We start from the raw sequence: 23,446 nt of genomic DNA, 5'->3' as shown, positions 1-23,446 counted from the left end.
ATTTGCTGATAACAGTTATCACGGATGAGAATGACGCGCGCCCGGCGCGCAAGGCGCGGGCGAGGGCCGTCTGCAGGCTCAGAGACTGACAGGGGTGAAGGCGCTTATTAACGTCTCTTCATGACGACATCGCGTCTTGTGAACTTCCCGGTTTCACAAGGACGCAGCCCTGTTCAGCATCATGTTGCGCTGCATGAACGTATTTTCACGCTTTCCTACAAAGCCAGAAGGATTTGGCTGATAGGAAACCTGATGCGGATCAAATAAGGTGCATTTGCAGCTCAGCCGTAGCGTGGAAAGGGGTTGGAAAACGACATCTCCGCCACGCTACAGGTGAAGTACTGAGTGCAACTGAGTACGACTGAGTGCAAGCGTCCACCGGGTTTCTTCACCTCGGTGGCGAAGGGCTGGCGGGCTGGGGTTGCCCGTGGCGCACGCATGCTGCGTCCTCTTTTTCCAAGGATGAATATTTATGCTGGGTTTCGATTTCCGCGTGGCCAGGATCGTCTGGACCGTCTTCCTGGTGGCCTTGCTGCTTTATGTCACCTATACCATTTCGGCCACCGTGCTGGTGCTGGTGTTTGCCGTCTTCTTCAGTTACCTGGTCTATCCGCTGGTGGAGCAGGTCGAGCGCGTGCGCCCGGCCAAGGTGCCGCGTGCGGTCTCCATTGCGGTGGTGTTCGTGCTGGCCATCGGTATCGTGGCAGCCGTGGCGACCATCTTCGGCGCGCGCATCCAGGAGGAAGCCCTGCGCCTGTCCGAGCAACTGCCGGCGCTGCTGCGTTCCAATGATGCGGTGTCCAAGATCCCGTTGCCGGGCTTTGCCGAACCGCTGCGCGCACGCATCCTCGGCTTCATCCGAGACCAGCTCGCCAACGGCACCGACCAGGCCATGCCGCTGGCCAAGCAGTTCGGGGTGGGCGTGATGCATGCGGCCAGCAACCTGATCTACCTGGTGCTGGTGCCGGTGATCAGCTTCCTGCTCATCAAGGAAGCGCCGGCCATGCGCGATGAAATCCTGTCCTGGATGAACCGTTCCAACCGCAAGCTGTGGGATGGCATCATCAAGGATCTCGACGTGCTGCTCTCGCGCTACGTGCGCGCGCTGCTGTTCCTCTCCATTGCCACCTTCGTGGCCTACAGCATCGCCTTCTCGCTCATGGGCGTGCCCTACGCCATGCTGCTGGCGGGCCTGGCGGCGGTGCTGGAATTCATTCCCTTTGCCGGTCCGCTCGCCGCCAGTGCGGCTGCCCTGGTGGTGGCCGGCTTCAGCGGCTATGACCACTTGCTGTGGCTGGTGGGCTTCATCGTGGCGTATCGGGTGTTCCAGGATTACGTACTGAATCCTTACCTGATGAGCGAGGGCGTGGAAGTGAGCCCGCTCATGGTGATCTTGGGCCTGCTGGCCGGTGACCAGCTGGGCGGGGTGGCGGGCATCTTCCTGTCGGTGCCGGTGATGGCAGCCTTGAAGATCATCTTCACGCGTGCCTCGGCGGCCCAGAAAGCAAGACGTGCGGCCGAAGCCCGCGAGGCTGAACTGGCGGCCCAGGCCGCGCAGGAAGCGCTCAGGTCGGCAGAGGTGGCGGAACCTGCAACTGTCCCGCCTGCGCTGCCGCCGACGGGAAGAACAAGCTGAAGCGAATCCAGCCCGGCTGCGGACATTCGACCGCAGCCGTGCCGCGATGCAAGGCCATGATGGCCTTGACGATGGCCAACCCCAGGCCGTTGGATTCGGTAAAGGCGCTGCGCGAACGGTCGCCGCGATAGAAACGGTCGAACATGCGCGCCATCGCATGGGGCGTGACGCCTTCGCAGCGGTTGTCCACCAGGATGCGGCTGCCGCTGGCGTCGTTCTCGGCCTGGATGCGGATGACGCTGTCGGCCTCACCGTAGCGCACCGCATTGATGACCAGGTTGTTCACTGCCCGCCGCCACATGTCGCGGTTGGCGTGGCAAGTACCCTGGGCCTGCAGTTCGAAGCGCAGGCCGCGTTCGTCGGCGATGCCTTCGAAGTAATCGGTCACCTTGCCCAATTCTTCATGCAGGTCCAGCGCGCTGCATTCCACGGCCAGCGTCGCATGGTCGGCTTGCGCCAGGAACAGGATGTTCTCGACGATGCGCGAGAGCCGCTGCAATTCCTCCACATTCGATTCGAGCAATTGTTCATATTCTTCCAGGCTACGCCGTTGGCCCAGGGCCACCTGGCTCTGGCCCATGAGCACGTTGATGGGCGTGCGGATCTCGTGGGCCAGGTCGCCGGAGAATTGCGCCAGGTGGTCGTAGCCAGCCTCCAGCCGGTCCAGCATGGCATTGAAGGAGAGCGCCACGCGCCGCAGTTCGGAGGGCATGCCGTCCTGCTCCAGGCGGGTGGAAAGGCGGTCGGGCGTGATCTGGGCGGCGCGCTGGCTCATCGCTTCCAGCGGCTGCAGCCCGCGCCGCAGCAGCAGGAATCCCAAGAGCGAGGTCAGCAAGATGGCAGCGCCCGCCGCACCGGCAATGCGCCAGCGGTAGCTGTGCATCATGCGGCTTTCCTGCACCATCACATAGGCGGCCACGATCTCCACGCGGTCTCCGCCTGCACCACCCTTGCCCACATCGGCCAGTGCCGAGACCCAGCGTACCTTCACGCCATCGGGGCGGAAGCTGGTCTGCAGGCTGGCCGAACTGACCGGGCGGCCCACCGGAAGCGGGGTCATCTCAGGCGGCTGCAGATGATCGGGATTGCTTTGGATGAAGGGCGCTTCACCCTGACGGCGAAAGATGCGCACATCCTGCTCATTGCCCATCATGCTTTCGAAGAGGGCCGGGCGCTGCTCCATCTGCTCGACGTTGTAGAGGTCGTGCATCAGGTTGCGGAAGTGTTCCACGCGCCCGATCAGGGCCTGGTCGGCCCGTTGCGACAGGGCGACCCCGGCCGCGCGATCCAGGTAAAAGCCCAGGCCGGTGACCACCAGCGCAGTCATCAATGCGAACAGGGCGGTGACGCGGGAAGTGAGGGTCCAGCCGTGTACGGGTGTGTCACCGGCGTTCATGGGTTTTCCGAAAACATGTAGCCGACGCTGCGCACGGTGTGGATCAGTTTCTTCTCGAAGGGCGCATCGATCTTGGCGCGCAGGCGCTTGATGGCGACATCGACCACATTGGTGTCGCTGTCAAAGTTCATATCCCAGATCTGCGAGGCGATCACGGACCGTGACAGTGCCTCGTCCCGGCGCTTGATGAGCAGGTGCAGCAGCATGAATTCCTTGTTGGTCAGGGCAATATGAATGCCCTGGCGCGTGACCTTGTGGCGCACGTGGTCCAGCTGCAGGTCGGCGATCTCATAGACCTCGGCCTCGCGCGTGACGCCCCGGCGCAGCAGGGTGCGGATGCGCAATACCAGTTCAGTGAAGGAAAAGGGTTTTACCAGGTAGTCGTCGGCCCCCAGCTGCAGGCCGCGGATGCGGTCTTCCACCTGGTCCTTGGCGGTCAGGAACAGCACCGGCAGGTCGCGCTTGCTGCGCAGTGCGCTCATGACCTGCCAGCCATCCAGGCCGGGCAGCATCACGTCCAGCACCACCAGGTCGTAGTCCTGTTCCAGTGCCATGTGCAGGCCGTCACTGCCGGTGCGGGCGAGGTCGACGGCGTAGCCGGATTCGCGCAAGCCTTTGCGCAGGTAGTCACCGGTCTTGGGGTCGTCTTCGATTACCAGGATGGCCATGCTGTGGGAAACCGTGTTTGGTGGAATGGACGGGAAGCGCCGCTGCAAAGGCGGCCCGGATCGGAGAGAATGAACCGGAAAATGCACTCGATTCTAGCAATGGAGGGATTTTTCTTCATGACAAAATTGTCATCAAAATGCCACCCGCGCGTCACCGCGCCGCTTTTACCATGGCATCTCATCGGCGAGGTCCAGGCCTTGCCTCCGCTTTGCATTCACTTCCTTTTTTGCCGGAGCGCACCATGCTGATCAAGATTCGTCCCGACCAGATTGACATCCCGACCGCCTCCGAGATCACCCCGCGTGATCTCTACCTGTCGCGCCGCAGCTTCATGGCGCGCGTGGCGGCCGGTGCCGCCCTGGCCGGCGGCATGGGCGCGCTGCCGCAGGCCTTCGCCCAGCAGGGCAAGAAGCTGCCGGCCCAGCTCAATAACGCCTTCGCGGTCATGGACAAGCAGACCGCCTACAAGGACGCCACCAGCTACAACAACTACTACGAGTTCGGTACCGACAAGGCCGATCCGGCCAAGAATGCCGGCAGCCTGAAAACCAGCCCGTGGACCATCGACATCGAAGGCGAGGTCAAGAAGCCCATGACCCTGGACCTGGATGCCCTGACCAAGCTGGCCCCGCTGGAAGAGCGCATCTACCGCATGCGCTGTGTGGAAGGCTGGTCGATGGTGATCCCCTGGATCGGCTATTCGCTTTCGGCGCTCATCAAGAAGGCCGAACCCACGGGCAATGCCAAGTATGTCGAATTCGTCACCCTGGCCGACAAGAAGCAGATGCCGGGCCTGTCCACCCCCATCCTGAACTGGCCGTATCGTGAAGGTTTGCGTCTGGATGAAGCCAATCACCCGCTCACCCTGCTGACACTGGGCATGTACGGCGAAGTGCTGCCCAACCAGAACGGCGCGCCGGTGCGCATCATCGTGCCGTGGAAGTATGGCTTCAAGTCGGCCAAGTCCATCGTCAAGATCCGCTTCGTCAAGGAAGAACCCAAGACCGCATGGAATCTCTACGCTCCGCAGGAATATGGCTTCTACTCCAACGTCAACCCCAACGTGGACCACCCGCGCTGGTCGCAGGCCACCGAGCGCCGCATCGGCGAAGACGGCTTCTTTGCGCCCAAGCGCAAGACGCTGATGTTCAACGGATACAACGACGTGGCCAGCCTGTACACCGGCATGGACCTGCGCAAGTTCTTCTGAGGATCGGATCAGGCATGCAGCTCGCTCCGGCCGCCTTGCGCAATCTCAAGCCACGCGCCGTGACGGGGCTGTGGTGGCTGTTCCTGGCCCTGGCCTTTGTTCCGCTGGGGCGGCTGGTGGTGCTGGGTTTCACCGGCGGCCTGGGGGCCAACCCGCTGGAATTCATCACCCACAGCACCGGCGACTGGACCTTGTATCTGTTCTGCATCACCCTGGCAGTGACGCCCCTGCGCAAGATCACCGGGCTGAACTGGCTGGTGCGCATGCGCCGCATGCTGGGGCTGATGGCGTTTCTGTATCTGTGCCTGCACTTCACGACCTTCGTCTGGTTCGATCACTTCTTCGACCTGGGCGAGATCTGGAAGGACATCGTCAAGCGGCCCTTCATCACCGTGGGCGTGCTGGCGCTGCTGCTGTCGATCCCGCTGGCCATCACCAGTACCAACGGCATGGTGCGACGCCTGGGCGGCAAGCGCTGGCAGGCCCTGCACCGGCTGGTCTATGTGATCGTGCCGCTGGGCGTGCTGCACTACTGGTGGGACAAGGCCGGCAAGAACCTGATCGCCCAGCCGCTGTTGTTTGCGGTGCTGGTCGGGGTGATGCTCGCTTTGCGCCTGCTGTGGCGGCGCAGCGGCGCATCGGGCACGCCGGGAAAGCCCGTGCGGCGCTGAATGCTTCATATCTTGTGCGTTTGACCTGATCGTCCTAGCCGATTTTCTGATTTTTCCCTGCCCTGTCGGAGCCTGCCATGTCCCTGTTCAAACCTGCCGTCCTGGCCTCTGCGGCCAGCCTTTGCCTGGCGCTGGCCTGTGCTTCCACTTTTGCTGCCGAAGCGGCGGTGGCGGTGCCCGCTCCCAGTGGCAAGGCGGTGCTGGCTTCCACCGCCAACACGGCCACCGTGGTCCTCGCGGGTGGCTGCTTCTGGGGTGTGCAGGGGGTGTTCCAGCATACCCAGGGCGTGTTGCAGGCGGTGTCCGGTTATGCCGGCGGCAAGGCCGATTCGGCCACGTATTCCATGGTCAGTTCCGGGACCACCGGGCACGCCGAAGCGGTACAGGTGACCTACGATCCGCGCAAGATTTCCTATGGCCAGATCCTGCAGATCTATTTTTCGGTGGCGCATGACCCGACCCAGCTCAACCGCCAGGGCCCGGACCATGGCACGCAATACCGTTCAGCCATCTTCACCGCCAGCGACGAACAGGCCCGGGCCACCCAGGCCTACATCGCCCAGATCAATGCCGCCAAGGTCTTCAGCGCTCCCATCGTGACCCAGGTGACGCCGCTGCAAGGTTTCTACCGGGCCGAGGATTACCATCAGGATTACGCCACGCTGCATCCGAACCAGCCCTACATCGCCTACAACGACCTGCCCAAGATCAGCAACCTGCAGAAGATGTACCCGGCCATCTATCGTGCCGATCCGGTACTGGTGTTCAAGCGCTGACGCAGTACTGCGGCAGGGATGAGACAATACGCGGGTTTGTCTCATCCCGCCTGCCATGAACGCCACTCAATCCCTGCGCCTCGCCCTCGACCATTTCCACCAGGATGATTACGCCGCCGCCGAACAAGTGCTGTTCGGCTTGCTGGAGACCCATCCCCGGCACAAGGATGCGCTGCAGCTGCTGGGCAGCGTGGTGGCCGCGCAAGGACGTTTCGAAGAAGCCGCCCTGGCCTGGCAGCAGGCCTTGCCGCTGGTCGACCCCGACAGCGAGGAAGCGCTGGCCCTGCGCTATCGCCTGGGGCGCGCCTTCTACGAGCAGGGGCGATATGAAGACAGCTTCCTGCTCTATCGCGACCTGATCGAGGCGGGGCATGAACGTCCCGAGTTCTTCGTCGCCGCCTCGGCCGCCTTGCAGGGCATGTCGCCCTCCGGCAAGAACGATGGCCAGGCGCTGGCCTTGCTGGAAGAGGCACTGCGGCGCAATCCCGATGTTCCCGATACCTGGCACCGCAAGGCGCGCCTGCATGATCGCGCCGGCCAGTGGGAAGCCGCACGCGAATGCCTGCGCCAGGTGCTGCTGCGCTTCGATGATCGCGCGCAATACTGGCTGGATGCAGGCCTGATCGAACATGCCTTGGGTGACTACGAGGAAGCGCTGCATTATTACGATCGCGCCCTCATTCTCGACCCTGACCTGGTGGATGCCCACGTCAGCCGTGGCACCACGCTGGCGCGCCTGCGTGACCACGAGGAAGCCATCGACAGCTTCCGCCGCGCCCTGCGCATGGATGGCAAGGACGCCGATGCCCATGTCAACCTGGCCTTGTCGCTGCTGGTGCTTGGCCGGCTGGAAGAGGCTTTGCCGCTCTACGAATGGCGTTGGGAAGGACGCGGTGCCGATCCTTATCGCCACGCCGCCATCCCGCCCTGGAACGGCGGCAGCTCGCTGGCCGGCAAGCGCATCCTGCTGTGGGCCGAGCAGGGGCAGGGCGATACCATCCAGTTCAGCCGCTACGTGCAGCAGATCGTCGAGGCCGGGGCCGAGGTGGTGTTCGAGGTTCCGGAAAGTTTGTTCACCCTGATGCAGGGCTTGCCGGTGGCCTCGCGCATTCAGCTGGTGCCGACCGCAGGCGCCTTGCCCGCGATCGATTATCAGTTGCCGCTGATGAGCCTGCCGCTGGTGTGCAATACGGCGATGGACAACATCCCGGCACCGGTGCCTTACCTGAACGTTCATATCGACCTCAAGCGGCAGTGGGAGCAGCATATCGACGCGCTGGCACCGCGTGCGCCGGGGCAGGTGCGCGCAGGCATCATCTGCTCCGGCAACCCCGGCAATGCCAACGATGCGCGCCGGTCCATTGCGCTGGAGCGCTTTGCGGCTCTGGCCAAGGCGCGTGACGGGGTGTCCTTCTTCATCATCCAGCCCGATCTGCGCACCGCCGATGCGCAATGGCTGCAGCAGGCCGGGCCGCAGTGGCATGCGGTAGGGGAGGGCATTCGCGATTTCGCCGATACGGCCGCTGCGCTTTCCTGCATGGACCTGGTCATCAGCGTCGATACGGCAGCCGCCCACCTGGCCGGCGCGCTCGGCGTGCCGGTCTGGATCGCCTTGCCCTATGCACCGGACTGGCGCTGGTTCCTGCAGCGCCATGACTCGCCCTGGTATCCGACGGCACGGCTGTTCCGCCAGCAGCGTGCGGGCGACTGGGATGAGGTCATCACCACCTTGCGTGCCGCCTTGGCGGTAGCGTCGTTTTCTTCCTGAGCGTGCCGGAACCCGTGCAGCGCTTCCGGCTGCAGACGTTCTTGGCAGGGTCTGCAGCTGTTCTTCATTAATCTTTGTAGTGTTTCTCGAATTATTTCGAGGTCGTATGAAGATTTCTGCACCATCGGACAATTCGTTCCCCCCCGTCCTTTCCGCGATCATCCAAGCCAATTCTCGTCACCCGTCATCGCAGCCGGCCGGCTGCCCTGCCGCCTTTGCGGCTGCTGCCCGGCCAGTGTGCAGGTGCGTGAAGTACGGCGCCCGGCGCCGTCTTCCCGCCTGCCGCGAGACCTTCCTCCCTGGACGAGATCAACCTGAAATGAGCGCAGATGAACGACATCCTCCCCCTTGGCGGCGCGTGCGGCCCGCAGTCTTCCTCCACCTTGCCGCGCCCGCGCTGGCCCAACCGGCTGGCTGCCGTGATGGCGATGTCACTGGGCTTGTTGAGCCTGCCGGCGGGCGCTGTCAGCCTGGGTGATCTGGTCAAGCAAGCCGCTTTCAACAATCCCGCCGCGGTCGCTCGGCAACGTGCCGTCGACGCCGCTGCCGAAGGTATCTCGTCGGCCAAGTGGCAATTCTTCCCGACACCGTCCATGTCGGTCGAACGCGCCGGCGTGACCAGTTCGCGCGACATTTCGTACAACGGCGACGATACCGTGGTGACCCTGCGCCTGCAGCAGACCCTGTGGTCCGGCGGCCGCCTGACGGCCCAGCTGGAACAGGCCGGACACAATCATGAATCTGCTGGCGAAGCCCTGCGTGAACAGCGTTTCCGCCTGGCCGAGCAGGTCATTTCGCAATACAGCCTGTGGGTGCGTTCGGATCTGGCCACCGAGGCCAATCAGAAGAATCTGAAAGCGCTGGAAGATTTCCTCGCACAGAGCCAGCGCCGCGAGAAGGAAGGCGCCGCTGCGCGCGTCGACGTGACGCTGGTGCGCGGCCGCCGCGACCAGGCACTGACCGACCTGCTGGGAGCCAAGGCCAGCCGCCAGTCGGCGCGGCTGCAACTGGAACAACTGGTCGGCCTGCCGCTGAGCGATGAAGAGCTGCGTGCCGATGTGGCGAAGATGTCCGTCAGCGAGGATCTGCCCGCACTGACCGAGAGCATGCTGGAGAGCAGCCCGCTGCTCAAGCGCCTGCGCGCTGATGCCAAGGTCCAGGAGTCGGCCATCCGGATCCGCAGTGCCTCCTACTGGCCCGAAGTCTATGCCCGCCTGGAGCACCAGCGCGGCAACTTCAGCGTGCCTCACACCCCCAATGCCAACCGTGCTTTCATCGGCATGCAGATGCAGCTGGGGGCCGGCCTGTCGCTGGGTTCGGAAGTGGCCGCCGCGCAGGGCCGCTATCAGTCGGCGCTGCTGGCCGTGGATGCGGCACGGCTGGAACTGATCTCGCAGATGGCCGCCACCTACACCGAGTATCAGCAAGCCGAGGCGCGTGCACGCAATCTGGAAGACGTCGGCGTATCGTCCGAGGAGGTGCTGGCTTCCTATACCCGCCAATATCTGTCGGGCCGGCGCTCCTGGCTGGACGTGATGAATGCCGCCCGCGAAGTGGTGCAGACCGATCTGCAGAAGGCCGACGTCACGGCCATGATCATCGCGGATGGCCGCAAGCTGCAATTGTGGGCGTATGGCCTGGACCAGGTACGCTGACCATCAATCCCGTGCGCATCCGGTGCGGTGCGCACGGCGACCGCAAGGGGAACTGCGGCAGGGGGGGAGCATGATCACCAAAGCGCAGTTCAAGCGCGCCATCGAGCGCGAGGAATTCAGAGTCGTCTATCAGCCCATCGTGGTACTGGCCGACGGCCGCTGTGCTGGCGCGGAAGTCCTGGTGCGCTGGCAGCGCGAGGACGGTGCACTGTTGCCGCCGGACCGTTTCCTGGCTGCGGCGCAGCGGCACGGCTACCTCAATGCCATCACCGACCGGGTACTGCAACAGACCGTCAGCGACCTGGCCCCCACGCTGCGCGCTCATCGCTGCTTGCATGCGGCCGTCAATATCCCGGCCCAGGATGTCAACAGCGGCCGCATCCTGGAGGTGCTGGATGCCGCGCTGGACGGCACCGGTATCGTGCCGGCCCAACTCTGGCTGGAAATCACCGAGAGCAGCAGCATGGAAACCCTGCCGAGCCGCGAGACGCTGTCCCGGGCGCGGGAGCGGGGGCATCTCATTGCGCTGGATGATTTCGGGACCGGCTATTCCTGCCTGCGCTATCTGCACGAACTTCCATGTGATGTGCTCAAACTGGATCGTTCCTTCGTCATCGGCATCGGCACGGATCACGAGCATCCGGTGCTGGCCTGCATCATCGACCTGGCCCGCAAGCTCAAGCTGAAGATCGTCGCGGAAGGCGTGGAAACGCCGGTGCAGGCGCGCTATCTGGAGCAGGCCTGCGTTGACTATGCCCAGGGCTGGCATTACGCACGGCCGATGCTGGCCGCTGAATTTGCGCGCTATTGCGATCGGGCAGCGAGCCCGGCGGGTTCGCCACTGTCGCCGCTGTCGTTGCACGCCGCGGAATCGCCGTTGTCTTCTCTCGCGGCTGGCGGCTCCGCGGAGGCCGTGGTGGTGCCGGATCTTCAGTCCTCGCACTGAGCTTGCGCGGGCTGTGCGCACAGGCGTCCTTTCCTGTCTGGTCTTTCCTCTCCGTTGCTGTTGATGTCGTCCACTCGACGTTGCCTTCGATAGTTCATTCCGTCTGCACCATCAGACAATTTGTTAAGCGCAAAATGTTAGATAAAGTTAGTACGGCGTCGATGTTAATGGTCTGGCGGAGACGCTGTCACCAGTGCTGACTGATTGTCGGTGATCAGGTGGCGAATGGCACCAAGCTCCCCTCGGGTTCAACATGATTCGAGGGGAGTTCTCTTTTGTGTATCCAGATATGAAGAGGCTTTCCAGGATCTTCCGTATTTCTTTGATCCTCGCGAAAGTGGTCCTGGATTTTCTCTTCACTCGTCGACAGGAAGGGCGTCCATCGTTCCAGAGTGAGGTTTGTTCTCTGATCGACTGAAATCGTCATTTACTTAGTTTTTTCGAGACTACAAATATGTCTGAAATGAACTAAAGGACAATTAAATCTTTATATATTTTCACAGATCATTAGGCCCATTGACGATCTGCCGCAGCGCCTGATTCCGGACGAGATCTCCCTCGGTTTTGCCCGCTGTTGCTGAGATGGCAAAGCAGCAACGATGACGCATCCCGGTCATTTCTGGCATCGCGCGACACATCGTCCGAGGGGTTCTCTCCCGTTTTTCGCTCTCACTGTCGATCAAGCCGAGTACGTCCGCATCGTCCGCATCGTCCGAATACGCGCCGTCGACAGTCCTTCCCCTGAAGGAAGGCCGATCGTCGCGACTGATATCAAACCAAACGAATCGCCATGAGAAAGAATATTCATTCCTGTCCCAGTTCGCCCCCCGTTGCCGGTGCGGTGCGCCGCGCTGCGGCCAGCAAGATGTCCGGCGCAGGCTGCACGGGCCTGTATCCAGCTGCCTTGCTGGTTTCCCGGGAGGCCTGTCATGAGTGAACTGGCGTCTTCCTTGTCATGGGCCGTGATGACGGCAGCGCGACGCCACGGTGTGGTGATCGACAGCGTCCGGCTCAATGCCGCCATCACCCAATCGATGGTGAAAAGCGGCGCAGCGGCCATCGACATCAACAGCCTCTGCGCTGCCCTGAGCCTGTCCAAGTCGCAGCATCTGGCCAAGCCGGACCGCGCGCAGCTTCCCATGCTGGGCGTGGTGCGCGAGCGCGGCTGGGGTGTCATCGCCGACCAGCGTCCCGATGGCCGCTGGATTTTCATCAGTGAAGAGGGCCATGCTTTGGTCAGCGACAGTGATCTGAGCGAAGGCGCCTACAAGCTCGATTTCGCCCCGCTCGGCAACAAGCCGGACCAGCACGGTTTTGAACGCGTCTTCAAGGAAGCGCTTGGCGAATACCGTCCCATCATCCTGGAAGTGGTGATTGCCTCGGTGGTGATGAGCGTCATCGCGCTGGGGGCCTCGGTCTTCTCGATGCAGGTCTATGACCGGGTCATTCCTACGCACGGCGTGGCTACGCTGATCGTGCTGGCCATCGGCGTCTCGCTGGCCATCGTCTTCGAGCTGGGCATGAAGTTCGCGCGCTCTCACATCATGGACAGCGTGGTCTCCGGCCTCGATGCCAAGCTCTCGCAGGCGCTCTTCGAACGCTTGCTGTCGGTCCGGGTGGACCAGTTGCCAGGTTCCGTCGGCAGCCTGGCCGGGCAACTGCGCGGATATGAACAAATTCGCTCCTTCTATACCTCGCAGACGCTGTTCACCCTGGTCGACCTGCCGCTGGGCCTGCTGTTCGTACTGGTGATCGCCTTCATCGCCAGCCCCTGGATGGCGCTGGTGCCGACCGTGTTCGGGCTGGCGGCCATCGGCATCGGCTACCTCTCCAATCGCAAGGTGGTACGGCTGGCCGACAAGAGCGCGGCGGCCTCCAACCTCAAGACTGGCCTGCTGGTGGAGACGGTGGAGGGCGTCGAGACCATCAAGTCCGGTTCCGGCGGCTGGAAATTCCTCTCGCGCTGGATCGACGTCAGTGCCGAGTCCATCCGCAGCGACATGGCCATGCGCGCCATCGGCGACCATGCCGGCTATATCGCTGCCATGCTGCAGCAACTGAGCTACTCGACCACCGTCATCGTCGGCTCCTTCCTGGTCATCAACGGCCAGATCACCATGGGAGCGTTGATCGCCTGCTCCATCCTGGGTGGCCGCATCCTGGCCCCGGTGGCCATGATTCCCGGCCTGATGGTGCAGCGTGCGCATACCAAGGCCACCCTGGCCGGACTGGAAAAGATCTATGCCCTGCAGACCGATCAGGGCAACGAGCGCCAGCTGACCCCGGACAGTCTGCGCGGCGAGTTCCGTGTGGAAGAGGTGAAATTCACCTATGCCGGCAGCCTGCTCAATGCCATGAGCATTGACCAGCTGAGTATCCGTGCCGGGGAGCGCGTCGCCATCCTGGGACCGATCGGTGCCGGCAAGTCCACCATCCTGCGCCTGCTGTCCGGGCTGTACCGGCCCCAGCAGGGCCGCATCCTGATCGATGGCCTGGACATGGCCAACATCAACCGCCTGACGCTGAATCAGCACATCGGCTATCTCCAGCAAGACCACCGTCTCTTCGTCGGGACCCTGCGCGAGAACCTACTGATCGGCCTGCCCGATCCCGGCGACGAAGTGCTGCGCCAGGTGATGGAGCGCACCGGCCTGCTGCGCCTGGTCTCAGCCCATCCCAAGGGACTGGACCTGCCGATCCAGGAGGGCGGGCGCGGCCTGTCCGGTGGCCAGCGCCAGCTGGTGGCCTTCACCCGGCTGCTGCTGTGCCGGCCTGACATCTTCCTGCTCGATGAACCCACGGCCTCCATGGATGAAGACCTGGAGCGTCACTGCCTGGGCGTGCTCAATGAAGAAATCAGCGGTGGCCGCACGCTGGTGGTGGTTACCCACAAGCCTGCCTTCCTGCCCATGGTCGAACGCGTGATCGTGGTGGTGGGCAACCGGATCGTGCTCGACGGCCCGCGCGATGCCGTCCTGGCCCGACTGCGCGGTGATACCGCCAGTGCGGGGAATGCCGTCGTCGCCTGAGGTTCGCCATGACCATGAGCTTGAAAATGAATAAACCCGATCCCCATCACTCCCTGGTCTCGGCGCGCTGGATGTTGCGCCTGTCCATGCTCAGTGTCTTGCTGCTGCTGGTCTGGGCCGGCCTGAGCCACATCGATCAGGTCACCCGCGCGCAAGGGCAGGTGATTGCGGTCTCCCGTACGCAGTCGGTGCAGGCCCCTGATGGCGGACCCGTCAAGCAGATCCTGGTGAAGGAGGGGGAGGCCGTCAAGCAGGGGCAATTGCTGATGGTGCTGGAGCAGGACCGTATCCAGACCTCCCTCAACGACAGCCGCGCCAAGGTCGCAGCGCTGCGCATCAGCCTGGCGCGCCTGAACGAAACCTTCATCAAGCACTTTGAGTGGAACGCCAGCCTCGAACAGAGCTTCACCATTTCCTCTGCGGCCGTGGAAGGCTTGTCGGAGTCCAACCGCATGGCGTTCTATCGCGTGGTGGCAGTGCGCAATCATCTGCTGTCCATCGGCGTCCCGGCCGCGCGCATCCGCCAGCGTATCGAACCGGTTCCGGCAGCACGCCAGTCCGGCACGGAAGGTCTGGAAATCCGTATCCAGAAGACCGAGTGAGGAGGCCCGATGTCAGATGCCGCAAGTTCCATCGAGGACGCCCTGATGGGCAAGACCACCTATACGCTCGACGTGATGCAGGCCGGCACCGCCTTGCGCAAGATTCCCATCGAGACCATCCAGGACGTGCGCAGTCTCGGCATCGACCTGTTGCTGGTGCTGCGCAGCGGTGGCCAGATCCTGTTGCGGGAAGGTGCGCTGGATGCCCTGGTCAATCCGGACCGGCGGCTGCAGTTCAGTGATGGCGTGCTGACCCTGCAGCAGATCTTCATGCAGAGTGAACAGTTCGACTTCCTGCATCAATCCGGATCCGCTACTGGCGCGGAAGTGCCGGCGGCCGATGTGCATGTGCCGCTACCGCCGCAGCCGATCGTGGTACCTGGACCGGCGTTTCCGTTCGGAGGCTGAGCATGGACGCGCCCATCGACAACGCGCCGCCCCAGACGACGCCTGCTGCCAAGCAAGCCATCGGCGAACGCCTCAAGGCCACGCGTCAGCTGAGTGGCCTGAACCAGCGCGACTTCGCCAGCCGGCTGGGCACCTCGGGTGCCTACATCAGTTGCGTCGAGCTGGGGCACAGCATGCCCGGTGGACGCTTCCTGCGTTCGCTGCACCGGGAGTTCGACGTCAACATCAATTGGCTCCTGACCGGCCTGGAGCAAGAACTGCCGCCGCGCCATGGTTTTCACATCAAGGTGCTCATTGGTGACTACGTCCGCGCATCGGAGCGCGGCAAGTCGCTGGTCATGGCGGTCGCGAGCTTCCTGGTAAGCCGGCGCGGCTGAGAGCGGTCGCCGGTTACGCCCCCGCTGCTGCCGTCCGGCGGGGGTGTCACTGGTTCGGCACGGGGCTGCTGGCCTCGGCGCAGTCGTGGGGACGGGGATACGGGCGGCTCACGCGGGTGCGTCCGTTCAGAGGAGAAGACATGTTCAGTGAAGAAATCGGGGGGAGGATCAAGGAGATCCGCCTCGCCCACGGCCTGAGCCAGCGCGAGCTGGGTCAGCGCCTCAATACATCGACCGGCCACATCAGCTGGCTGGAAGCCGGCAAGGCCATGCCGGGCGGGGAGCTGCTGTTGCAGCTCTACCGCGAATTTGCGGTCGATCTCAACTGGCTGCTGACCGGCAGCGAGCCGGACGTCCTGCCGCAGGAAAGCGATTCGGACGTCAGGCTACTGGTCGACCATTACTGCCGCACGGACGTGCAAGGCCGCGAGATCATCCGCACACTGGCCAGTTACGCCGGCCGCACTGCGGCCTGAGCGATCTGCATGGCCGCTGCGCAGATACCCCGCTCGGAGGGGCGGTCAGCCTCCCGCTGCGTTGGCCGGCGACGCATGTGCTGCGGCCGCGAGGATGGCGGCGCGCGCCTGTACGTCGCGGTTGAGTCGCCAGACCAGTACCGAGGCCAGCAGCGTGGTACCGACGATGACATAGCCGACGACGTCGAAATGCTGCAACCGGCCATCGGCCCCCAGCGTGACGATATGTCCGGCCACGATTGAGGCCACACCCCCCGAGAGCTGCTGGATGGAGGCGCTGATGGCATTGAAGGAACCGCGCTGGGTAGTCGCGGGGACCGAAGAGACCAGGGCCTGGAATGGAATCATGCGCGAGAAGATGCCCAGGAACAGGACGGCATTGACCAGCACGATCATCGGTACCGTCACCGGTCCCAGATGCGTGTAGATCAGCACCATGATGATGGACAGTACGGCACCGAAGACGAAGACCCGGAACTTGCCCACCTTGTCGGCCGCGCGTCCGATCAGCGGACCGAAGGCGATGGTGCACAGGCCGGTGACCAGATAGACCGTCGGCAGGTGATGCAGGTCGATGCCCAGGTTGCCGACCAGATAGGCGCTGCTGAACGGCATGAGCATGAAGCCGCCCGTCATCAGCAGGGCCGTGGTGGCAAACGCGGTCAGGTAGCGTGGCTCGGTGATGGTGTGGTAGAGGTGCATCCACGCCGTGTGTTCCTGCTTGAGCTTGAGGTGCCCGTCCACCGGTTGCATCTTGAAGCTGACCACGATCCCGCCCACTGCGCCCAGCGCGGCCATGGCCAGGAACGGGACATGCCAGTTCCAGGTATTGGAGAGATAAAGCCCGATCGGAATGCCCAGCACCTGGCTGGCCGCGAAGGCCGTCTGGATGATGCCCATGACGCGTCCCCGCAGCTGCGGCGCGAACAGATCGGTGGCGATGGCCAGCGTGATGGAGCCGATCACGCCCCCGAACAGGCCCGTGACGATACGCGCGATCAGCAGACTTTCAAAACTCTGCGCCAGACCGCACCACACGGTCCCCAGCACGAAGCCGGAATAGAAGAACAGCAAGAGCCGCTTGCGGTCGAAGCGGTCGGCAAAACCGGCCGTGAGCAAGCCCGAGGCCCCGGCGCTGAAGGCATACGCCGATACCACCAGCCCGAATTGCTGCGGCGTGATCTGCATGGCGGGCATGATCACGGCACCCAGGGGCGACATCAGCATGAAATCGAGAATGACCGCAAATTGCAGGAAGGCCAGCAGACCGACGACGGTCTTCTGGTAGCGCGTGAACCCCGCCGGGGCGGGCGGACTGGCAGGTTGGCGGGGAGGATGCTGACTCAAAGTGACTCCTTGGCGGATGGTCTTGTTGGCTTGTTGAAATCTTGGCCGGCGAACCGGCTGCTGCGTCGCGCCTCGCTAACGATGGCAGGCGGCCGTGTCGTCGCTGACGAATGAGCGGCCGCGATATTGTGCCATTCACAGGCGGGCGGACGATCGGACCAATGCAGCAGGCCGGCTGGGCTGGGTTGCAAGAGTAGGTGCAAGACTCGGCCAAGGCAAGCCGCTGATGTAAAGACCGCACAAAGGGTCAGGAGGTTGTGTTCAGCTTTCCTGGCGGCACCTCAATGAAGAAGGGCGAGGCCCGCTCCGCCGGCCCCGCCCTCAAACTGCTCAATCTGCTGGCCGACAAGGGCCTGCAGGGGTTGCTCTGGACTTCAGGCCAGAAACTTCACCTGTCCCTTACTGCTTGAGCAGGCTGCACCGGGAATCCGCCACACTGGTGAAGGCTTGTTCACCTGGGATGGTTTCCAGCAGCTTCAGGTAATCCCAAGGCTTCTTCGACTCGGCCGGCGACTTGACCTGGTACAGATACATGTCGTGGATGTTGCGCCCGTCGGCGCGGATGTAACCCTTGTTGTAGAAGTCATCGATGCGCGTCTTCTTCAGTTGCGCCATCACCTTGGTGGCATCATCGGTGCCGATGGCCTCCACCGCCTTCAGGTAGGTCATGGTGGCCGAGTAGGCGGCCGCCTGGTGGGTGCTGGGCATTTTCTTCATCTTCTGGTAGAAGCGCTCGGCAAACTTGCGCGAGGGCTCGTCCTTGTCCCAGTACCAGCTGTCGGTCATCATCAGGCCCTCGGCATTGGCCAGTCCCAGCGCATGGATGTCGTTGATCACCATCAGCAGACCTACCAGCTTCATGGTCTTGGTCACCCCGAATTCCTTGGCGGCCTTGATCGAATTGACGGTATCTTCGCCCGCATTGGCCAATCCCAGGATCTGCGCCTTGGACGCCTGCGCCTGCAGCAGGAAGGACGACAGGTCCGAGGATTGCGGCGGATGTTTGATCGACCCGACGACCGTGCCGCCATTGGCCTTGACCACGGCACTGGTGTCATTGGCCAGCGAATGGCCGAACGCATAGTCCGCCACCAGGAAGAACCAGGATTTGCCGCCCTGCTTGATCACCGCACTGGCCGTGCCCTTGGCCAGCGCCACCGTGTCGTACTCATAGTGCACGGTGTAGGGCGTGCATTCCTCGTTGGTCAGGCGGGCGGTCCCGGCGCCGATGTTGATGTAGACGCGCTTCTTCTCGGCCATCACCTTGTTCATCGACAAGGCCGTGGCCGAATTGACGCCGCCGATCAACATGTCCAGCCCGCGTTCGTCAGCCCATTCACGGGCGCGGGTGGCGGCGATGTCGGCCTTGTTCTGGTGGTCCGCCGAGAGTATCTCGACGGGTTTGCCCAGCACCTTGCCGCCATAGTCGGCGACCGCCATGCGGATGGCTTCCAGCCCGCCCAGTCCATCCGTATCGGCATAGGGGCCGGACATGTCGGTAATGAAGCCGATGCGTACCGCGTCATGGGATACCTGGGCCATGGCCGGCCCTGCAAAAACGCCTGCAATGGCACAGGCGGCTGCCAGCCTGCGCAGCGTGGTCGATGGGATCATGTGCTTGTCTCCTCGTTGTGATCGGCCGCTGGGCGGCTCGGGTCGTTCTGTTTTTCGTGCTTCAGCGGCGGCGTTCGGCCAGCAGCGATCTGGCGTAGTCCACCCGGACGTCGTGGCCAGCCACCATCTGCTGCACCAGCCAGTCCATCTCATGCGGTTCGGCCCCGGCGGCCAATGCGATGTTGCGCGCGTGCAGTGCCATGTGGCCGCGTTGTATGCCTTCAGTCGCCAGCGCGCGCAGCGCGGCCATGTTCTGCGCCAGCCCCACCGCCACGGCGACCTCGGCCAGCTCCTGCGCCGATTGCACGCCCAGGATCTTCAAGGCCGCCCGTGCCGCCGGATGTGTCTTGGTGGCACCACCCACCAGGCCCACGGGCATGGGGATTTCCAGCGTACCGACGAGGTCGCCATCGGCGGCAATTTCCCAGTGCGTCAGCGAAGTGTAGCGGCCATGGCGGCAGGCGTAGGCGTGAGCCCCGGCCTCCACCGCGCGCCAGTCATTGCCGGTGGCGACGATGACCGGATCGATGCCGTTCATGATGCCCTTGTTGTGGGTGGCGGCGCGGTAGGGATCGACGGCCGCAAATTCATACGCATCGACGATGCCATCAATGACTTCCTCGCCACTGTATGCGCTGGTGGCCAGCACCTGGGCAGAAACCTTCACCCTGGCCCGCGCCAGCCGCAGATCGGCCAGGTTGGAGAGGATGCGCAGCCGCACCTTGCCGCCGGTGATTTCTTCGATATGTCCGGCCACCGCTTCGGCCATGGTGTTGACGGTATTGGCGCCCATTGCATCGCGTACGTCGACGATCAGGTGCGTGACCACCATGGCACCGCGCCGGGTATCCGGGAAGACATGCACTTCGACGTCGCGGCAGCCGCCGCCCAGCTGGTTGAGCAACTGATCGCGGCTGTTGGCGATGTCGATGATGGCCTGGCGGTCCTTGAGGATGGCCAGCCGCGCGCCGTGCGGATCGGTCACCCCGAGCAGCTGGATCTGGGCGCGCATGAGCGGCGTGCTGCTGGAGGTCTGGAAGCCGCCGCAGGCGCGGACCAGCTTGGCCATGAAGGACGCTGCCGCCACCACCGAGGGCTCTTCGACCGCCATCGGTACCAGTACATCGCGGCCATTGAGCTGAAAATACCCGGCCACACCCAGCGGCAGCTGGAAGGTGCCGACCACGTTTTCAATCATGCCGTCGGCCGTGGCCAGCGGCAGGCCTCCGGGCTGGCCCAGCAGGATCTGCTCGGACTCGCCCAGCCCGGCCAGGCGCGCAACCTCAGCCAGGCGTTGCGGCGGGGTCAGGCTGCGGAATCCGGGCAGGCGCGAATCGGTCGCGGAGTGTTTGTCACTGTGCATGCGGTGGTCTCTCTTTTCGTCGTTATATGAAGATCTGGAATGGGCGGCAGGCTGCGCGCCCCCCGTCCAGCGCTGGCAGAATAGCAAGGGTGTACCATTGCGCATGGGTACAGTTGCTGCCAACAGCAGGGCAACTGTACCCAGGACAATCCCTTTGCATTGCAGCAAGTCCCGACGACGCGGGCCGGGCGAGCGAGTACCTGCCTGCTTTTTGGAGAGTCTTATCCGTGACCATCCCCCAGACACTCACCCAGACCCTGGTTCAACTGATCCGTCGCCAGATCGCCGAGGGTGCGCATGCTCCCGGCAGCCGCCTGCCGTCGATCCGCGAGCTGGCCGCCCGGCATGGCTGTGCCAAAAACACCATCGTCAACGTGTTCGAGGAATTGACGGCGCAAGGCGTGGTCGAGCCCCGGCGCGGCTCCGGCTTCTTCGTCTGCGCCACGCCGCCGCGCCCGAAGGAAGAAGAGGAGGGCAGCCTGAGCCGCGCCATGGACGTGGTCTGGCTCATGCGCGAGCAGTTGAAGCACGACCCCGGCCATCTGCGCCTGGGCGATGGCTTCCCGCCGGTGGAATGGCTGCACGATGTGCGGCTGGACAAATTCCACCAGAAGGTGGTGCGCACCGGCATGGGTGCGCTGTTCGGCTACGGCAGCCGCTTCGGCTACCTGCCGCTGCGCCAGCACCTGGTGCAGAAGCTGGCGCAGCATGGCATCGAGGCCGCCACCAGCCAGATCGTGCTGACCCACGGGGCCAACCAGGCGCTCGATATCGTGATCCGCAATTTCATCCGCCCCGGCGATCGCGTGCTGGTCGATGAACCGGGCTACTACATGTTGTACGGCAAACTCAAGCTGTCCGGTGCGCGCATCATCGGCATCCCGCGCCATGCGGACGGGCCGGATATCGAGGCCCTGGAACGCGAACTGAAGCTGCCCGGCAAGCCGCCGCTGTTCTTCACCCAGTCGCTGGCGCACAATCCCACGGCCTCGGACACCTCTCCGCACAAGGCGCACAAGATCCTGCAACTGGCCGATCGCCACGATGCCCTGATCGTGGAGAACGATGCCTTCGCCGACTTCAAGCCGGCTACCGCGCCGCGTATCGCCACGCTGGACCAGTTGCGCCGCACGCTCTACATCGGCAGCTTTTCCAAGTCGGTGTCCGCCGCGCTGCGCGTGGGCTTCATTGCCTGCCACCGTGATCTGGCCAGTGACCTGGCCGACATCAAGATGCTGGTCCACATGAGCAGTTCCGAATACTGCGAGCGCACGCTGGACGTGATCTTGTCCGACGGCCACTTCAGCCGCCACACGGCGCGTCTGCGCGAGCGTCTGGCGCACGCCACCGACGCCGCCTGCCACCAGCTGCAGCAACTGGGGGCAGAGTTGTTCTGCGCGCCTCAGCAATCCATGTACCTGTGGGCGAGATTTCCCGCTTTTACGGATGCCCGGCCACTGGCGCAGGCCCTAATGGCGCATCACGTGGTGCTGGCTCCGGGCAGCATCTTCCATGTCGACCCGGAACACAGCGTGCCATGGTCCCGCTTCAATGTCGGACAGCTGTCGGACCCGCGATTTGCCGCCGCCATGGCCAGGTTGCTGGATCAACAAGCTTGAATTCCCGCATGCTGGGGCAATGCCGGCATGGTTTCCGCGCCGTCGGGAAGAGAACCGCCATTGCCCGTCTGTTCGGGGCTTAGTTGTCTTGTTCCACTTGCCCTCGCGTGCCATAGTGCTGGACGACGGCAGTCGGGGACTGCCGTGCTGACAACAATAATCAAGATGACATTGCGAAGTCCTCGCCCGGAGGCTTCGCTAGGGACGGAAAAGACATGAATATCCTTGGCAACATGAATATCGGCAAGCGCCTGACCTTGGGCTTTGCCGTGATCCTCGCGTTTTCCGCCATCGTGGCGGGTATCAGCCTGTGGCGACTGGAGCAGGTGTCGACGGCCACGCGCGAGATGATGAACGATCCGCTCAAGACTGAACGCCTCATGGGCGACTGGTATACCAACCTGACCGCCGGCATTCGCCGCACCCTGGCCATCGCCAAGAGCAGTGATCCGTCGCTGGCAGCGTATTTCGCGGAGGAAGCCGCGGCCTCCACCAAGAGTTCCTCGGAGTACCAGAAGCAGGTCGAGGGCTTGCTGGTCACCCCCGAAGAAAAGGCGCTGTTCCAGAAGATCGGCGAGCAGCGCAAGGTGTACCTGTCGTCGCGTGACCAGATCGTCAAACTGAAGGCGGCAGGCAACGTGGAAGAGGCCATGCGCCTGCTGGACACCGTCTTCGTGCCCGCCGCCGCGACCTACCAGAAACTGATGCGCGAGATGGTCGACATCCAGCGCAAGGATATCGACGATACCGCCAAGGAAATCGACAACATTGCGGCCCAGAGCCGGATCCTGATTGTGGTGCTGGAGGGCCTGATCCTGTTGCTGGGCATCGTGCTGGCGCGCACCCTGACGCTGGGTATCACCAAGCCGCTGCAGACGGCGGTGGTGGTGTCGCGCAAGGTGGCCGAGGGCGACCTGGCGACCCAGGTGCAGGTGACCTCGCGCGACGAAACCGGCCAGCTGCTGCAATCGCTCAAGGACATGAATGACAGCCTGCGCGGCATCGTCGCCAATGTGCGCACCGGCACCGATACCATCAGCACGGCCTCGGCCGAGATCGCGGCCGGCAACCTCGACCTGTCCGGGCGCACCGAACAGCAGGCCAGTTCACTGGAAGAAACTGCCTCGGCGATGGAAGAACTGATCTCCACCGTGCGCCAGAACGCCGACAATGCGCGCCAGGCCAGCCAGCTGGCGCAATCGGCCTCCAGTGTGGCCGAGCAGGGCGGCGGCGTGGTCAGCCAGGTGGTCGATACCATGGGGGCCATCAATGCCTCCTCGCGCAAGATCGTGGACATCATCAGCGTGATCGACGGCATCGCCTTCCAGACCAACATCCTGGCACTCAACGCTGCCGTGGAAGCGGCGCGCGCCGGGGAACAGGGACGCGGCTTTGCGGTGGTGGCTTCCGAAGTGCGCTCGCTGGCCCAGCGTTCGGCCTCGGCGGCCAAGGAGATCAAGGAACTGATCAACGATTCGGTGGAGAAGGTCGGCGACGGCAGCCGCCTGGTCGAGCAGGCCGGCGTCACCATGCAGGAAGTGGTCAGCAGCGTGCGCCACGTGACCGACATCGTGGCCGAGATCAGCGCCGCCAGCGCCGAGCAGACCAGTGGCATCGAGCAGATCAACCTGGCCATCACGCAGATGGACCAGGTAACCCAGCAGAATGCAGCGCTGGTCGAGCAGGCTGCGGCCGCAGCGGCTTCGATGCAGAACCAGGCGGGACGGCTGGCGCAGATGGTCAGCGTGTTCCGGATCAATGAGGGCGAGACGCTGGTGCGGCGCGAGATCGACGTCACGCCGGCCGGCCCGACGCTGCCGCACTGAGTGGCTGCGGACCCATGACAAACGGCCCCTCGCGGGCCGTTTGTCATTCCAGCGACGG

General features: G+C 63.6%; 20 protein-coding genes. 15 read left to right on the top strand and 5 right to left on the bottom strand.

Going from position 1 to position 23,446, the window contains the following annotated elements; genetic code table 11:
- The first annotated feature begins 472 nt into the window (after positions 1 to 472).
- Positions 473 to 1,636 carry an AI-2E family transporter gene (locus tag ACWFUC_RS21275; RefSeq protein ID WP_489623206.1) on the top strand — a complete coding sequence of 388 codons (1,164 nt, stop codon included), beginning with the start codon at positions 473 to 475 and terminating at the stop codon, positions 1,634 to 1,636.
- On the opposite strand, the gene ACWFUC_RS21270 is transcribed toward ACWFUC_RS21275, so the two are convergent.
- Together ACWFUC_RS21270 and ACWFUC_RS21265 are read right to left on the bottom strand one after the other, a co-directional pair.
- Positions 1,566 to 3,032: a heavy metal sensor histidine kinase gene (locus ACWFUC_RS21270; RefSeq protein ID WP_489623205.1), complete on the bottom strand. Its 1,467-nt coding sequence runs from the start codon at positions 3,030 to 3,032 to the stop codon at positions 1,566 to 1,568. The two genes, ACWFUC_RS21275 and ACWFUC_RS21270, sit on opposite strands and share 71 nt — an antisense overlap.
- Complete coding sequence (locus ACWFUC_RS21265) at positions 3,029 to 3,700, bottom strand: heavy metal response regulator transcription factor (protein WP_121042020.1); 672 nt, start codon at positions 3,698 to 3,700, stop codon at positions 3,029 to 3,031. The genes ACWFUC_RS21270 and ACWFUC_RS21265 overlap by 4 nt, the downstream gene beginning before the upstream one ends.
- A gap of 242 nt (positions 3,701 to 3,942) precedes the next feature.
- Between ACWFUC_RS21265 and msrP the strand changes: the two genes are divergently transcribed.
- From msrP to ACWFUC_RS21210, 11 genes are all read left to right on the top strand, one after another.
- A complete protein-coding gene (gene msrP / locus ACWFUC_RS21260) occupies positions 3,943 to 4,911 on the top strand; it encodes a protein-methionine-sulfoxide reductase catalytic subunit MsrP (RefSeq protein ID WP_034334017.1) in 969 nt (322 codons plus the stop codon).
- 14 nt (positions 4,912 to 4,925) lie between these two features.
- Complete coding sequence (gene msrQ, locus ACWFUC_RS21255; RefSeq protein ID WP_402707234.1) at positions 4,926 to 5,582, top strand: protein-methionine-sulfoxide reductase heme-binding subunit MsrQ; 657 nt, start codon at positions 4,926 to 4,928, stop codon at positions 5,580 to 5,582.
- 77 nt (positions 5,583 to 5,659) lie between these two features.
- Positions 5,660 to 6,358: a peptide-methionine (S)-S-oxide reductase MsrA gene (gene msrA, locus ACWFUC_RS21250; RefSeq protein ID WP_121042007.1), complete on the top strand. Its 699-nt coding sequence runs from the start codon at positions 5,660 to 5,662 to the stop codon at positions 6,356 to 6,358.
- Between the two features lie 55 nt (positions 6,359 to 6,413).
- Positions 6,414 to 8,126: a tetratricopeptide repeat protein gene (locus ACWFUC_RS21245; protein WP_489623204.1), complete on the top strand. Its 1,713-nt coding sequence runs from the start codon at positions 6,414 to 6,416 to the stop codon at positions 8,124 to 8,126.
- 329 nt (positions 8,127 to 8,455) lie between these two features.
- Complete coding sequence (locus ACWFUC_RS21240; RefSeq protein WP_489623203.1) at positions 8,456 to 9,781, top strand: TolC family protein; 1,326 nt, start codon at positions 8,456 to 8,458, stop codon at positions 9,779 to 9,781.
- 70 nt (positions 9,782 to 9,851) lie between these two features.
- A complete protein-coding gene (locus ACWFUC_RS21235) occupies positions 9,852 to 10,727 on the top strand; it encodes an EAL domain-containing protein (protein WP_489623202.1) in 876 nt (291 codons plus the stop codon).
- Positions 10,728 to 11,656: 929 nt separating this feature from the next.
- A complete protein-coding gene (locus ACWFUC_RS21230) occupies positions 11,657 to 13,756 on the top strand; it encodes an ATP-binding cassette domain-containing protein (protein WP_489637321.1) in 2,100 nt (699 codons plus the stop codon).
- Between the two features lie 26 nt (positions 13,757 to 13,782).
- A complete protein-coding gene (locus ACWFUC_RS21225; protein WP_489637320.1) occupies positions 13,783 to 14,358 on the top strand; it encodes a biotin/lipoyl-containing protein in 576 nt (191 codons plus the stop codon).
- Positions 14,359 to 14,367: 9 nt separating this feature from the next.
- The gene (locus ACWFUC_RS21220; protein WP_039785067.1) at positions 14,368 to 14,766 is read left to right on the top strand and encodes a hypothetical protein; all 399 of its coding nucleotides are present in this window, start codon (positions 14,368 to 14,370) and stop codon (positions 14,764 to 14,766) included.
- 2 nt (positions 14,767 to 14,768) lie between these two features.
- Positions 14,769 to 15,143 (top strand): helix-turn-helix domain-containing protein, encoded by a 375-nt coding sequence (locus tag ACWFUC_RS21215; RefSeq protein ID WP_134222813.1) that lies wholly within the window; start codon positions 14,769 to 14,771, stop codon positions 15,141 to 15,143.
- A gap of 140 nt (positions 15,144 to 15,283) precedes the next feature.
- Positions 15,284 to 15,619, top strand: coding sequence for a helix-turn-helix domain-containing protein (locus ACWFUC_RS21210; RefSeq protein WP_039785071.1), 336 nt, complete (start codon positions 15,284 to 15,286; stop codon positions 15,617 to 15,619).
- A gap of 45 nt (positions 15,620 to 15,664) precedes the next feature.
- Here ACWFUC_RS21210 and ACWFUC_RS21205 read toward each other — a convergent pair whose 3' ends face one another.
- Positions 15,665 to 16,966 carry an MFS transporter gene (locus tag ACWFUC_RS21205; RefSeq protein WP_134136051.1) on the bottom strand — a complete coding sequence of 434 codons (1,302 nt, stop codon included), beginning with the start codon at positions 16,964 to 16,966 and terminating at the stop codon, positions 15,665 to 15,667.
- A 257-nt stretch (positions 16,967 to 17,223) separates the two neighbouring features.
- Between ACWFUC_RS21205 and ACWFUC_RS21200 the strand changes: the two genes are divergently transcribed.
- Entirely contained in the window at positions 17,224 to 17,376 is a 153-nt protein-coding gene (locus ACWFUC_RS21200; RefSeq protein WP_489623200.1) for a hypothetical protein, read from the top strand.
- Here the strand turns inward: ACWFUC_RS21200 and ACWFUC_RS21195 are convergent.
- On the bottom strand, positions 17,366 to 18,580 hold the full coding sequence (locus tag ACWFUC_RS21195) for an ABC transporter substrate-binding protein (protein WP_489637319.1): 1,215 nt from the start codon (positions 18,578 to 18,580) through the stop codon (positions 17,366 to 17,368). The two genes, ACWFUC_RS21200 and ACWFUC_RS21195, sit on opposite strands and share 11 nt — an antisense overlap.
- A 61-nt stretch (positions 18,581 to 18,641) precedes the next feature.
- Complete coding sequence (locus ACWFUC_RS21190; protein ID WP_489623198.1) at positions 18,642 to 19,943, bottom strand: hydroxymethylglutaryl-CoA reductase, degradative; 1,302 nt, start codon at positions 19,941 to 19,943, stop codon at positions 18,642 to 18,644.
- Between the two features lie 227 nt (positions 19,944 to 20,170).
- On the opposite strand from ACWFUC_RS21190, the gene ACWFUC_RS21185 reads away from it, so the two are divergent.
- Both ACWFUC_RS21185 and ACWFUC_RS21180 read left to right on the top strand, forming a co-directional pair.
- Positions 20,171 to 21,562 (top strand): aminotransferase-like domain-containing protein, encoded by a 1,392-nt coding sequence (locus ACWFUC_RS21185; RefSeq protein ID WP_489623197.1) that lies wholly within the window; start codon positions 20,171 to 20,173, stop codon positions 21,560 to 21,562.
- 215 nt (positions 21,563 to 21,777) lie between these two features.
- Positions 21,778 to 23,388 (top strand): methyl-accepting chemotaxis protein, encoded by a 1,611-nt coding sequence (locus tag ACWFUC_RS21180; protein WP_489623196.1) that lies wholly within the window; start codon positions 21,778 to 21,780, stop codon positions 23,386 to 23,388.
- The last annotated feature ends 58 nt before the right edge of the window (positions 23,389 to 23,446 follow it).

This window comes from Herbaspirillum sp. Her4 (assembly GCF_057961335.1).
Note: the sequence above shows the minus strand (reverse complement) of the source record. Positions and strands in the feature narration are given on the sequence as shown.

Bases quoted from the DNA above. Each gene is read 5' to 3' on its own strand.
- ACWFUC_RS21275 (WP_489623206.1), top strand. From the start codon at position 473: ATGCTGGGTTTCGATTTCCGCGTGGCCAGGATCGTCTGGACCGTCTTC.
- ACWFUC_RS21270 (WP_489623205.1), bottom strand. From the start codon at position 3,032: ATGAACGCCGGTGACACACCCGTACACGGCTGGACCCTCACTTCCCGC.
- ACWFUC_RS21265 (WP_121042020.1), bottom strand. From the start codon at position 3,700: ATGGCCATCCTGGTAATCGAAGACGACCCCAAGACCGGTGACTACCTG.
- msrP (WP_034334017.1), top strand. From the start codon at position 3,943: ATGCTGATCAAGATTCGTCCCGACCAGATTGACATCCCGACCGCCTCC.
- msrQ (WP_402707234.1), top strand. From the start codon at position 4,926: ATGCAGCTCGCTCCGGCCGCCTTGCGCAATCTCAAGCCACGCGCCGTG.
- msrA (WP_121042007.1), top strand. From the start codon at position 5,660: ATGTCCCTGTTCAAACCTGCCGTCCTGGCCTCTGCGGCCAGCCTTTGC.
- ACWFUC_RS21245 (WP_489623204.1), top strand. From the start codon at position 6,414: ATGAACGCCACTCAATCCCTGCGCCTCGCCCTCGACCATTTCCACCAG.
- ACWFUC_RS21240 (WP_489623203.1), top strand. From the start codon at position 8,456: ATGAACGACATCCTCCCCCTTGGCGGCGCGTGCGGCCCGCAGTCTTCC.
- ACWFUC_RS21235 (WP_489623202.1), top strand. From the start codon at position 9,852: ATGATCACCAAAGCGCAGTTCAAGCGCGCCATCGAGCGCGAGGAATTC.
- ACWFUC_RS21230 (WP_489637321.1), top strand. From the start codon at position 11,657: ATGAGTGAACTGGCGTCTTCCTTGTCATGGGCCGTGATGACGGCAGCG.
- ACWFUC_RS21225 (WP_489637320.1), top strand. From the start codon at position 13,783: ATGAATAAACCCGATCCCCATCACTCCCTGGTCTCGGCGCGCTGGATG.
- ACWFUC_RS21220 (WP_039785067.1), top strand. From the start codon at position 14,368: ATGTCAGATGCCGCAAGTTCCATCGAGGACGCCCTGATGGGCAAGACC.
- ACWFUC_RS21215 (WP_134222813.1), top strand. From the start codon at position 14,769: ATGGACGCGCCCATCGACAACGCGCCGCCCCAGACGACGCCTGCTGCC.
- ACWFUC_RS21210 (WP_039785071.1), top strand. From the start codon at position 15,284: ATGTTCAGTGAAGAAATCGGGGGGAGGATCAAGGAGATCCGCCTCGCC.
- ACWFUC_RS21195 (WP_489637319.1), bottom strand. From the start codon at position 18,580: ATGATCCCATCGACCACGCTGCGCAGGCTGGCAGCCGCCTGTGCCATT.
- ACWFUC_RS21190 (WP_489623198.1), bottom strand. From the start codon at position 19,943: ATGCACAGTGACAAACACTCCGCGACCGATTCGCGCCTGCCCGGATTC.
- ACWFUC_RS21180 (WP_489623196.1), top strand. From the start codon at position 21,778: ATGAATATCCTTGGCAACATGAATATCGGCAAGCGCCTGACCTTGGGC.